Source organism: Paenibacillus sp. 2TAF8, from assembly GCF_052114825.1.
In the GTDB taxonomy this organism is placed as follows: Bacteria; Bacillota; Bacilli; order Paenibacillales; family Paenibacillaceae; genus Paenibacillus.
In genome coordinates this window covers 106,447-119,674 of sequence record NZ_JBFRFN010000015.1, presented here as the reverse complement: position 1 = coordinate 119,674, position 13,228 = coordinate 106,447, and the positions used below count along the sequence as shown (strand labels likewise).

The 13,228-nt window shown below is 51.4% G+C and carries 5 protein-coding genes; all 5 read right to left on the bottom strand.

The window, feature by feature from the left end; translation table 11 throughout:
• Positions 1 to 95 precede the first annotated feature (95 nt).
• Positions 96 to 3,515, bottom strand: a complete 3,420-nt coding sequence (locus AB4Z30_RS20960) for an SbcC/MukB-like Walker B domain-containing protein (protein ID WP_441929405.1) — start codon at positions 3,513 to 3,515, stop codon at positions 96 to 98.
• Complete coding sequence (locus AB4Z30_RS20955) at positions 3,512 to 4,696, bottom strand: exonuclease SbcCD subunit D (protein WP_441929404.1); 1,185 nt, start codon at positions 4,694 to 4,696, stop codon at positions 3,512 to 3,514. The genes AB4Z30_RS20960 and AB4Z30_RS20955 overlap by 4 nt, the downstream gene beginning before the upstream one ends.
• A gap of 51 nt (positions 4,697 to 4,747) precedes the next feature.
• Positions 4,748 to 8,980: a helicase-exonuclease AddAB subunit AddA gene (addA, locus tag AB4Z30_RS20950; protein WP_441929403.1), complete on the bottom strand. Its 4,233-nt coding sequence runs from the start codon at positions 8,978 to 8,980 to the stop codon at positions 4,748 to 4,750.
• Positions 8,977 to 12,480 carry a helicase-exonuclease AddAB subunit AddB gene (addB, locus tag AB4Z30_RS20945; RefSeq protein ID WP_441929402.1) on the bottom strand — a complete coding sequence of 1,168 codons (3,504 nt, stop codon included), beginning with the start codon at positions 12,478 to 12,480 and terminating at the stop codon, positions 8,977 to 8,979. Before addB ends, addA begins: the two co-directional genes overlap by 4 nt.
• A 247-nt stretch (positions 12,481 to 12,727) precedes the next feature.
• Positions 12,728 to 13,042, bottom strand: coding sequence for a hypothetical protein (locus AB4Z30_RS20940; RefSeq protein ID WP_441929401.1), 315 nt, complete (start codon positions 13,040 to 13,042; stop codon positions 12,728 to 12,730).
• Positions 13,043 to 13,228 lie beyond the last annotated feature (186 nt).

Here is a 13,228-nt window from a genome sequence, read left to right as displayed (position 1 = left end):
CCTGATGAAGCTGTATCTGTGATAAAATTCACTAGTTGTCTCATCTGTCAAAAAAAAGATTTTTTTACAAATTGATCACTTCCAGAAATTCAGGGCTATAAACTTTCCAACACAACCCTGGATCCTGCACCAGCGTCGCCTGCTGGAATCACAACCAGTTTGCGCGGCAAACGCGCGCGCAGTTCAGGAACGTGACTGATGATACCCACGGCCAGGCGATCGTCATGCAGTTTTTCTAACGATGTAATGACCGTATCCAGCAATTCCGGGTCCAGTGTGCCGAACCCTTCATCCAAGAAGAAAAATTGCAGCGGATATTGCCCGCGCAACTGAATCTGGGCAGATAACGCCAATGCCAGTGACAATGAGGTCAGGAATGTCTCTCCCCCGGAAAGGGTAGATACTGGACGTTTCACGCCACCGTTAGCATCATCACAGATCACAAAACCGCCGCCCGAATCCACTTCCAGAGAGTAACGCTGTTTAGTCAGGAAACGCAGACGCTGAGAAGCCGCATGACTTACTTGCATTAGCTGCTCCTCGGCAATATATTCCACAAATGCGTTCCCCCTGAATGCAGCCTGCAACTTGCTCAGCAACTCGCCTTGATGGCTAATCTCCAATCGTTTCGTCTCCAGCTCTGTCCAGCGAACATGGCGTTTCTGCACATCCTCCAGATCCCGCTCGGCACGTGCTTTCGCTTGCAGCGCTGTCTCATCCTCAAATCTGGCCTGTTTTAAACGATTTGTGCAAGCGATCCACTGTTCTTCCGTAACAACAGCACCGTTCAGTTTCTGTTCCAGCTCACGCAACTGAGAAGCAAGTTCCCGCTCACGTTCACGATGATGCTGAATTTCTTTCTTCAACCGTTCCGCTTCCTCGGCAACCATAGCCGCCTGTGTAACAGCCGATTCTGTTTCGAATGGCGACTGTTCCAGAAGACGTTGCCAACGCTCCTGTGCCTGTTCCAGATGCTCTGCAGCTGAGACGGCAGCTTGCTGTGTCATCACATCTCGCTTCACCGACTCCTGCTTCTGCGAATCCGCTTGTTTGAAACGCCCAGCAGCTTCCTCCGCAGCCTTGCGCAATTCGTCCAGGCGAGCCTGTGTCGCGCGAATCAGATCTTCAACACGCTGTTCGCCAACCCACTGGCGCAGGCGCTCTTCTTTCTCGGCAAGCTGCTTGCTGCCGCCTTGCCATTCGGTCTGCCACTGGATCAGCTGCTTGTCCAATTCCACCAGCTTCTGCTGCAATGACTGGACAAGCTGCTCTTTGTCCTCAAGGAACGTCACGCTCTTGGCCAGACGTTCCTTGATGTCTTCAGCGCGTGCATCGCGCTCCTGCATCGCTTGATAGCGGCCTGCGGCCTCCTCCTGCGCGATGTCAGGCAGCTCTGCGGCCCAGCGGCTCTGCAATGCAGCCGCAGCGGCTTCGCTCTCGGCCAGCTTGCGCTCCGCCTGGGCGAGCCCGGCACGGCCGGCCTCTTGCGCAGCTGCCGCTTCCATGCGGCGTTGCTGCGCGTCCGCAGCCGCCTGCTGCAACGCGGCGGCTTCGCCCTGCAGTGGCGCTGCTGCGGCAGCCAGCGCCTGCGCGGCTTCGCGCAGCGCTGCGGCACGCGCTGCCCAGCCCACCGTGGATCGCTCGCTATCGGGCGATCCGGCAGGCTCGGGCTCCGCTGCCGCAGGCGCGGCCTCGGCTGCGGCCGGGGCTTCGCCGGCCGCGGCGCCAAGCTGCGTCAGAAGGCTGCGACGTTCGTGCAGCTGCTGGCGCAGCCCAAAGCGCAGCTCCTGCAGCTCCGCGTGCAGGCTGCGCAGCAGTTCCAGGTCCGCATCGTCTGCGTGCGGACCTTCTCCCGGCGGCGCAGCCGGGAGCGGGTGGTGTGCGGAGCCGCACACCGGGCATGGCTCGCCATCGCGCAGCTCGGCGCGCAAGGCGGCGGACAGTCGGTGCAGCTCCTGCTCACGCATCGTGCTGCGCAGCTGTTCCTCCGCCCGGGCCAGCAAGCGCTGTTCGCTACCTACATCCTGCTCACAAGCAAGCAAGGCTTCAAGACCTGCTGACGCCTGTTCCATCAATTGCTGGCGCTGTTCGGTCAGGCGTCTCTCTTCCGCAGCCGCCGCTTCCAGCTTGGCGGCCCCTTGTTCTGCAGACTGCCGATAGGTCTGCATGTCCGCTTTATTTTGGTTCACTTGCTCAAACGCTGTATCCATCCGATGTTTCAATTCAAGCGCTGCTTGCAGAAGTCTGCGTTCCTCGGACTTCACTTCGTTCGGCTGAAGACTCTCTTGCAATTCCTCACGCCGTTTACGTCCTCGCAGCTGTAGTTCTCGCTCTTTATCGAGCTGTTGTCCCAGCGTTGTCTGTTCGGCTTGCCCTTTTTCCATCAGTTGTGCAAGCCGTGAACAATCCATCTGTAAAACATCACGTTCCCGCTGCAACTCCTTGGCTTGCTCCAACTGATCCAGGCGCAGAAGTAACTTGGGCTCTCCTGCTGCCAGTTGCTGCCTAGCTTCTTCTGCCTTTCCAGCTTCCTGAACAGCCAAATGTTCGTGTTCCACTGCCTGCTTCCGGGCTGCCTCAGCTTCCATCTGACGCTGCTTCGAGGTTGCAGATGCATCACGTACCGTCTGAAGCGCAGGTAGCATCGCGTCGGCTGCTCCCGATAACTTCAAACGTTCTTCGTCCATTTCAATCTGGTTCGCCTTGGATTGCAGCAACTGCTGTTCTTCCATTCGTGTTTGCCGTTCCTGACTCAATTCACGAATTCGGCCGAAATGCTCCGCTTCCTTCACTGCTGAATCCAGCACCTTGCGCGATGCTTCCGCGTGCAGGACTGCCGCCTGAAGCAAAACTTTCGTTTCTTCGAGCGTTTCTTTACTGGCATTGCCAAGTCCCTGCTGCTCTGCCGCAAGGGATTGATGTGCCATATCATTATCCTTGACCCGTCGACTTAATTTAATGGCAAGCTGATCTCCGTACTTCTCCAGATGGAAGAGACGTTGCAGCATCTGCCTCCGCTCGCTGCCTTTCAGTGAAAGGAACTCTGCAAATTTCCCTTGCGGTAAAACCACCGCCCTTGTGAAATCATCCATTTTTAGACCAATGACATCTTCGACGCAACGATTGACTTCTGCCAGTTTGTCAGCAAGCACCTGATCTTCCCCGTCAATCGTCTCGATAAACTTGCTGACCGTATTGCTGACAGACACTTCATTATTGCGCTTAAAGCGCCGTACTACCCGAAATCTCCGGGTTCCCGCTGCCGAAGCAAGCTCGAATGTAAACTCAACCGAGAGCGAATCTTCGGCATGATTCATAATGCCCTGTGTACCATTTACTGCTCGTTCCACCTTGCCATACATAGCAAGTGTGATTGCATCAAGCAAGGAAGACTTTCCGCTACCCGTAGGACCAAAAATACCAAACAAGCCTGTCTCGGTCAGCACCGTAAAATCAATTTCCTGCATCTCGCGATAACTTTGCAATCCGGCAACTTTCAGTAAAATCGGTCTCATCTGCCTTCGACCTCCTCGCGCGCACCTGGCTCGTCTTCATCCACAAGCTCCAGGAACAGCTGTACAAGGCTGTCTTCCGGCTGCGCTCCACCGGTTTGACGCTGATAAAACTTGCGAAAAAGTTCATGTACAGGCAACTCTGAGCGCTGTTCTATTAGTCCTGCTGCCTCCATCTCGGGATATACAGGACGAATGTGAATAATGCCTTCATGAGTTTTGCGCAGCTGCTGAATTTCCTTGAGAGACATGGCATCCTCCAGCCAGACCTCCATATCGATGTAAGCCTGAGAATCACGTCCCTCATCCAGCCAGCGGTACACTTCAGCCAGACCGCCTCTCGCCTTCCAGCGAACGAGTGGATTACCTGAGGTAAGCAACACCTCTTCCACTTGTGCAGTTCCGCCCGGAGTGAGATCCACCATTGTAATGGATTTGCTCTGTCCGGCTTCCGAGAAACTGTACGCCAGCGGAGAACCGCTGTACCGAATGACACCGTCTCCTTTGACGGCTTGTGCCCGATGCAAATGCCCCAGAGCAGTGTATTGTGCCCCTGTCGCCAAAGAGGAAGGATCTACCGTGTAAGCTCCCCCCACCTGAATAGGCCGTTCAGAATCACTCTCTACCCCGCCTAATACATAAATATGACTCATGGCGAGATTCACTGTATCCGGACGAAAGGAAGCCGCCAAACGCTGCATTAACATACCCACTCTGCGGCTGTATGCTTGACGAAGTACATTCTCGTCCCCATCTGCCGTCAACAGTTCATTCAATCTGGCTTCTGACGGGTACGGCAAAGCGGCGATGTGTGCTGTCTCCCCGGTTCGTCTTGTATGAATGGTAACGGCCTCAGACACCGGTGTTCCCACAAGTGTAATCCCCTGCCTGTTCACGAGCGGTGTTACGGATGCCACCCTTTCAGGTTGATCATGATTGCCCGCAATAACAACGAGTGGTCTGCCATGCTCCGTCAAACGTGCTGCCGCCTCATAAAAAAGTTGTTCTGCCGAAGCTGGTGGATTAACAGAATCGTAGACATCTCCAGCCATCAATATAGCATCAGCCTGTTGATCATCGGCGAGTTTGACGAGTTCATCGACAAACTCTTCCTGTTCACGTAGCCGGCTTCGACCCTCCAGCGTTTTCCCCAGATGCCAGTCTCCCGTATGCAAAATACGCATCGTCCGTTCCACCTCTCTTTCCTAAACCCATCTATCGTTTCTTCTATCATTTTATAATTTAACCGCATGACCACCATCAAAAAAGTAGAGCCACGTGTGATCAACTTTCCGACTCAATATATCCTCAATCGCCCGTCCGTACAATTCTAGTTGGAAACGATAGTTTTCAACCAGAGGCTCAAGTCCTCCGCGATGTTCCAACACCCTGTCTGTCTTGTAATCCAGCAAAACAAGTTCACCATCGACCTCATAGAGACAGTCAATAATTCCCCTTACGAGCACCGTTTCGTTATCGAGAACAGCCTGCACTTTACTATTTTCACCAAATACCTCCCGCTCTTCGTTCTGACGCAATCCATGAATCCACTCCGCAGGAGACTGGTGTGCAGGAACGCCATAAGTAAATGGAATCTCCCTTCGAATCCATGCCGCACGAAGCATCTCGGTTCCTGGCTGCGTATCAAAAAAGGCGGTCAGTTCCCTTGTTTCAATCGCCTCCGCCTGATAAGGAAGCAAAATTTGAAGTGCCAGAAGACGGGAAATGGTCTGTTCAACAACCGATGCATCAACAACAGATCGATTTACAGGAAGGTGCTGCATCAACGTATGGTACACGGTTCCCCGTTCTGTTCCCGTCAGTTGTCTCTCGCCCATGAATTTGGGACGGCGCAAATGTAATTTGAATGAAGATTGCCCTACTTGAGTTCCCTTATGAATCTCGGCTTGCTCCCGCAGCTCTTCCATCACGGGATACGAAACATCTTCTTGCATGGAAAACATGCTCTTAATCTCAGTCACCGAAGTGCTCGCCGCCACCTCTGAAGCTGATTCATACGGATACGTCCAGGAAAGCCTTTCACCTATCTCTGAAGGAGCATCATCTGACATTCCCTCTGACTGCTCAATCACTACTGCCGATGAATTTAATCGAACCGGCTGCATCTTTTGCAGAGCTGTGACACGTTCTGCTCGTAATTCGGTTAACTCATCTTCATCGTTCTGTTGAATATCTAAGTTCGGTTCACGAGACACCCGATCCGCAGCAATTACGGATATGTTCCAGCGTGATTCATCACTTGTAAGACAAGCCGAATAAGAATCACGATCACCAGCAAGCTCACGCAGCACCGCAGCGTCCCGATGTCTTATCAATGCAGGTCCGATCCAGTCCAGATAATTCCGGCCAGCAGCAAGTAGATAATCAGGCAGCGCCAGTTCCGGACTGTCTTTAACCTGTGACCAGGCCTGTGCTTTTTTGACGGCATCCTTCACCGTACCTACCAAAACCATTTTTTCTTTTGGCCGGGTTAGGGCCACATATAACACACGCATCTCTTCCGCCAGCAATTCAAACTGAGCTCGCCGACGTATAGCCAGATTGGCTAACGTAGGATAAGCCACTCGGTTGTCACGATCCACAAATCTTGGGCCAAAGCCAAGTTCCTTGTGCATCAGAAACGGTGTATGCAGATCTTGCTGATTAAACAGTTTGGAGATGCCGCCGACAAACACAATCGGGAACTCCAGACCTTTACTCCGATGGATGGTCATAATCCGTACCGCATTGTCCTGTTCTCCTGAACCACTGGCTGCTGTTCCGAGGTCACCGCCATTTTCCCGCAATCTGGAGACATAGGTCAGGAAACGAAACAATCCGCGGTTTGCAGTTGCTTCCTCGTATTGACGTGCCCGATCATACAGTGCCTTCAGATTACTTTGACGCTGCTGACCTCCAGGAAGCCCGCCAACCCAGTCCAGATATCCAGTCTCCCGGTAAATACGCCAGATCAACTCACTTAAACTGCCTTGTCTTGCTTCGAGTCTCCATTGTTCCAGTTGACGCATGAAATAGATCAGTTTCTGTTGCAGATGCGGGTGAGAGAGTTCTTTTTCACCTATAAAGCCTGCATCCTGTTCATGTGCTTCTGTTCGCACATGCTCTCCGGAATCAACTTCCATCTCGGCAGTAACGGCGGATTCGCGCTGAGCCTGTTCGATCTCTGACCAACCTTCTGGCCACTGCATCTGAACCAAACCGTCAACATTTGAATCTCTTCCCGGCTGAGAACGCTGACCGAACACATCCGGTTCGTCCCTCCACTCTCCTGCCGCAGAAACAACGGCATCATAGAAGGACTGCCTTTTATCCCCCAAACGAATCTGAGCAAGCTCTTCTTCATTTAATCCAACCATGGGAGAACGAAGCACGGAGGCGAGAGGAATATCCTGTCTCGGGTTATCCACAAGCTGCAGCAGAGATAACATCACTTCAACTTCTGTCGCTTGAAAATATCCCTTGCTCTGCTCCCCACCTGCGGGGATGCCCTGCTGCCTGAATTCCTCAATCATCAGCGGTGCCCACATCAGCGTCGAACGCAGCAAAATAACAATGTCTCCATAACGTGCCGGACGCATCGTTTGCAATGCCTTGTCATACACGTTCAGCGCAGGCTTATCTGTATCTCCAACCATTTCTCGGATTCGCGCAGCGATGGCGCGTGCTTCCAGTTGAGCCGTTTCAAGTTCAGCACTCTCCAGTTCTGCTGCTGCAACTGTATCCACGGCCTCTTCTGTACTTTCCGACAAATCCGTGCCGCTGCCTTGGCGATCAATCAACATAAGCTCAGGCGTGTACGCTTCACTCCCCAGTGTCTCTGACGGGAAGGATGCACCGTAAGCCAGCTGAGCACGTTCATCATAGGCGATTTCGGCGACCCCTCCGTTCATCAGCTGTCTGAATATAACATTAACGGAATGCACCACTTCGGCACGACTACGGAAATTACGGGCAAGGTCGATTCGTTTTCCCGTTCCCGTCTCGATCCYCGTTCTTGCACTGTGCTCTTCGTACTCGCCATTGTCATCCGCAACCACATGAACACTCGGCGTGTAGTTACGATATTTGTTCATAAAGAGGCCTGGTTCAGCCAGTCGGAAACGGTAAATACTCTGTTTGACATCACCAACCATGAATCGGTTACCCGGATTTTCTCGGGAGATCAGCCTAACAATATCCTCTTGAACCGTATTGGTATCCTGATATTCATCCAGCAGCACTTCATCAAAACGTGCACGATATTCCATCGCCGCATCCGACGGCATCGAATGTTCAGGAGTGGAATCCTCATGCCGCAAAATGTGCAGACAATAATGCTCCAGATCGTTAAAATCAACTTGTCCGCGTTCCTGCTTCGCCTGGAGATAACGTTCGCCAAAGGTGCTGACAAGACGGGAAAGCTCCTTCATCAGCGGTGCGGCCTGTTCCAGCTCCTGCCAGAAGGAGAACGCACTCCTTCCAAAAAGTGAACCTTTCAGATCGGCAACAGCCTTTTTGGCTGTTTCCCGCAACTCCTTCACCTGCTCCTGCAGCCCTGGGTCAGTCTGATCTTTTTTACAAGGCTTCAATTTGCCAAATGCAGCTGGCTGGAATACCTCAGGCAACCTTTCCCAAGGCATGACTTCAACAGAAGATAAAAGTTCTTCAACCATCGCCAAATCCTCTTGAAGTGTCTCCGCATAAGGAGCCGGGCCCTCAGGTTGCAACGAAATCTGAATCCCTTGTCGCAGAACACCTGCTGCTCCACTTAAAGCAAGAGCCGCATCATGCAAAATACTCTGTACCCAAGCAGATTGGCCCAATGACTCTACACTTTGCACCTGAAAAGCCTTTGCCATCTCCATCAGCCAGTGATCTGGCCAGGAGTGACTTCGTGAGAAATCGTACAAACGTTGTACAAGTCGATGCATCGCATCATCATTTCGCTCCCCGCTGAACCAGTCCACCAGTTCGCGGAACGTGCTTCCCTCATCTTCTTCGCCGTACTTTTCCTCAAACAGCTCCTCAAGTATTTCCTGACGAAGCATTTCAGCCTCATTTTCATTCAGAATACGGAACGCCGGGTTTAACGGAATCTGCTGATAATACCTGCGAATGACTTCCATACAGAAAGAGTGCAGCGTTGTAATGGAGGCTCGTCCGAGCAGTGACAATTGCCTGCGCAAATGCTCATCCTCCGGTTGCTCCTCAAGCGCGCGCTCCAGCGCTTCCCGAATGCGCTGTTTCATCTCCGCAGCCGCAGCCTTAGTAAACGTGGCTACAAGCAATCGATCCACGCTGAATCCCTGGGAAGGGTCTGCAATTTTGCGAATAATCCGCTCAACCAGCACCGCTGTTTTTCCCGATCCTGCAGCTGCGGCAACCAGAATATCTTCTCCATGCTCGGAAATGGCGCTCCACTGATCATCACTCCAGAAGCTGCCTTCTGGTTTAGGCATATGCATCATAACGTTTCCCCTTCCCTGCTGTGAGACAACATATCCCAAACTTGCTGTTTGCCCGGTTTGGACAGCAGTTTATAGTCATTCCCCTCAATATTTTCATCAAACTGACAGACCGGTTTGAATGGACAGAATGTACATGCAATCTCCTGCTGTATCCGATACGGCTCGATGGCTGTATCTCCATCTGTAATGCGAGTTCCGATCTCGCGGATATTGCCACGAACAGCAGCAAGTAGCGTATCCCACTGTTCTGGAGTAGCTACCGCAGCACTGCTGTAGAAGCTGCCATCTGCTTTCAGTGCCACCGGAATAATCGCGGAATGTCCTTTGTCCAACGTGTGATCCATCTGAGCAACAGCATCGCGATCTGCCAGCAGCAGACCTTTCATTTTAAAGCGTTTCAACAGCTCTTGCCCGGCCTGTTCCGACGTCATGCCATTGGCCGATTGCAACAGGGGATTATGCACATGGAAATAGAGAGTGCCTCCTGGCATCGCCGTCTCCCCTAACCACTCCTCAGCCGCACTGAGCAATACTTCCAGATAGGTGAGCATTTGCAGTGACAACCCGTAGTACACTTCATGAAGCTTGAGATCTGTCTGGCTGGATTTGTAATCAATCACTCGCAGCAACAGACCGTTCTCTCCTTCAGCGACATCGACACGGTCAATCCGGCCGACAATCTCCAGCACACACCCGTTTTCCAGTTCAAAACGCAATGGCGGCAGAGGTTTCCCCGGACCAAAGTCAAGTTCCAGCCCAATCGGCTCAAAGCTGCCGCGTCTGGACTGTTCACCCAGAATGACGGAGGCACGACTGACGATATCTTTTAATTTGCGGAAAATATAACCGTAACGCTTCGTGCTTAGCAAAATTTCGCCCTGAAGCTGCGGAGCAATCTGCTCCACCGTTTGCTCTGCCTCTTGACGGCATTGATCCGGTGTCAGACTGCCCCAACTGCGATTTTCCTCACGCAGACGCATAGCCAGCTGACTTAGTGCAGCATGGAACAACTGACCGATATCCGGCGCCTGAAGACGATACAATTGCCGTTCTCTAAGCTTCAGTCCGTGAGATGCAAAATGAGAGAATGGACAAGCAACAAACCGCTCCATCCGTGAAACACTTGTCCGTACCTCCGTACCATACAGCCTACGGCTGGTTGATGTTTCCAGCCGCAGCGCACGGTTACGATAAAAGACAGAACCCAGCAGCCGCTCCAGCCCAGGGCGGCTCTCTTCACGCGTTACATGCCAATTGTAAACTGCCCACCATATGTCGGGAATGTCTTCTCCCCTGCGCCATCTGCGCAGCTGTCCAATCAGCATGGATAAACTCTGTTCTGGATGAATCGCGTATGAGAGGTGTACGGCATCCGAATCCGAAACCGGTGGCTGAGCAAGTAAAGGCTGCTCCTGTAATGCAAACATTTTGCGTATATGGCGCACAATTTCGGATGGAAGTAATGATTTACCCTCATCATCTGCAACCGGATAGCTGAGCCATAACTGCTTGCTGGCAGCGGTCAGAGCTGTATAAATCAGAAAGCGTTCATCCAGCATGAGTCTTGTTGCACCAGGTCCAAGACTCATGCCTTTCTCTGTCAGCAGCGACCTTTCCTGCTCGGTTAATACACCGTCGTCCTGAGGGATGGCTGGCAGTTCTCCATCAACCGCCCCAAGAATAAATACATATTTAATATCACGCAGACGTGTGCGATCCATGGAACCAAACAGCACCTGATCAAGCGCTGGTGGAACAAGCCCGAGCTTGAGTTCAGTCAATCCGGTTTCCATCATACCCGAAAATAAAGTGATATCCAGACGTTCATTGCCCATCATATCAACCATCTGATCCATCAGATCCAGCACAGCACCCCACATTTGCCGATGCTCTCTGGATCGCTCCGGATCCCCTTGTGCTTTGGCCTGAGCGGACATCTGATCCAGCTTGTGTGCGATGTCTGCATCATCTAAAAGTCCGAATAGCGCCTCACACTGAGCAGCAGCCGTTTTGGCTTTTTTCATTCGCTTCTCAAACGTGCCCAGTGCAGAAGTGATTAAGGCTCTGCAACTTTCCATCAGCGATAACACAGCATCTCGCCCTCGGCTGCGTGCCTCCTGCCCATTATCCTCCAGCGAGAGACTTGGCACATATTTCCACGGCTTGCCATCCGTCCAACGATATCCATGGATACCACAGGCAAGCACATAATTCTCCAGCTGATCCATATCTTCACGCGTGATGGAACCATCCAGCGGAAGCAGCAGATCCGTTTTGACACAGCGAAAAACATCTTCATACCGCCAGTTGCGCCGAACGATATCCAGTGCGGAACGAATGAATTCAGCCAACGGATGATGCAGTTCACTCCGTCTTCGGTCCAGAAAGACCGGAACATCATAATCTCTGAATAACGGCTCCGCAATATCAGCATACGTCTCTAATCCGCGAACCAACACCGCCATGTCCCGATATCTCGCTCCATCCTCCTGCGCCAGACGGCGCATTTCACGCAGTGCACCCTCCAGCTCTGCCCGGCGATTCTCCGCAGCCATCAAACGTATCCCTGGGTCCTCTCCCTGACTTCTCCAGCGAATTCGCCGATCAAAGCCAGCCTCCAGATGGGCAAGTCCCGGCCGATCCTTAAATCTCGGCAACACTTCACCATGCAGTACCGTTGTATCGCTGGACACACCCAAATGATCAGCCATGCCTTTGAGACGTACATAAGCACTAGCCGTTGGATAAAATAATTCCAGCTCTCCTGGCAGCATACCTTGCTCGTAAGCACCATCAAGCGTTAGAGAAATGGTGACAGACGAAGCCTGCAACATCAACTGCCCAATAACACTCAGCTCTTGTGAAGTGAAACTATGAAAGCCGTCAATCCAAACGTCAGCTCCCTGCAGCCATGTGCTTTCTGGCAAACGGCCCGTTAGTTCGTTCAGCGTATCCTCATCATCTATATATAAATCTGCCAATTCCTTCTCGTAATCATGGTAGATCAGATTCAAATCATGCAGTTTGTCTTCCAGAATAGGTGAAGCCGATGCAATGCTCCATTCTGCAAGTCCTTCTTCGAGTGCCGAAGAATGAACCTCATATCGTTTAAACTCACTATATAAATTAGTCAATTCCCCAATAAACCCAAGCTGGCTGCCAGAAGCAGCAAAGAGACGTAATTCTTCTTTCCTACGTTGAATGACTTTATATAAAAGCATCTTCTTACCTTCGGCTCCAATCGGAATACGGGCAGAACCTCCGGCCTCCTGCATAACACGATAAGCAAGACGGCGAAATCCAAGTACTTCGGCACGCATCGTGCCTTTAATACCTCCAGAGGATACCAGCGCCTGCTCTGTGCGAAACGAACTCTGTTCCGGAACAAGCAGAATTAGTGGTTTTCCTTGGGGCTCCTGCCTAAGCAGGGATATGATTTCTCGGGTAATCAGTGTGCTTTTACCACTGCCTGCCCGGCCAATAACAAAGCGTACGGACATGTGTCATCCTCCAAACTGCACGTACAAGATTTTAATTTCCAGTATACCATACCTGGTCTGCTTCGGAACATACGTTTGCCATGATCCACCTAATAAGACCATAATATTGTTATTGAAAACGAAGTAAACAGAATTAAAAAAGCCGCCACCTGTTCAATACAGCCAGCAGCATCAATTATGGAATGAAGTTTATTTCCAATCTCGGTGACAGATAAACCTATTCGCAGTTTTCAAGTCCACGATTCAGTTAAACAAATTCAAGCTCTATAGCCTTTTGCACTAATGTCTGATCATTGGTTAGTAACCCGTAGCTTAAAATCGTTACGCAGCAGTTAAAAAGATCTCCCATAGGCCAGTGATGCGGTCGTTTGGTCAAATATTCTTCAACAGCAGCAACCTGCTCTATGCGCGGCAGCAAATACTTGCTTTCAGCTTCTTTGAAGCTGTCTGCTGTTTGCTGAGCAGCTTCTTGTATATTTTCAGAGGAAACAAGAACAGAATGTTTATGCTCCGTATACTTTTCAACACTGTTGCCGAAGCCGACTGTAGCATTTGAGATCATCGTTATTTGATGCTTGTCAAGAAATGTATGTAATCGTTCAGCTCTTTTAGATTTCGCATATCAATGTAAGCCTGCTACGTCTATAATTACGCGTTTCAACAACATACCCGTACACATAGCGAGCAGACCTGCTCCTTTCTTCAACTTAAATTCCTTCGGTTTCCAACCTAGACATACATAAATGAG

Bases quoted from the DNA above. Each gene is read 5' to 3' on its own strand.
- AB4Z30_RS20960 (WP_441929405.1), bottom strand. From the start codon at position 3,515: ATGAGACCGATTTTACTGAAAGTTGCCGGATTGCAAAGTTATCGCGAG.
- AB4Z30_RS20955 (WP_441929404.1), bottom strand. From the start codon at position 4,696: ATGCGTATTTTGCATACGGGAGACTGGCATCTGGGGAAAACGCTGGAG.
- addB (WP_441929402.1), bottom strand. From the start codon at position 12,480: ATGTCCGTACGCTTTGTTATTGGCCGGGCAGGCAGTGGTAAAAGCACA.
- AB4Z30_RS20940 (WP_441929401.1), bottom strand. From the start codon at position 13,042: ATGATCTCAAATGCTACAGTCGGCTTCGGCAACAGTGTTGAAAAGTAT.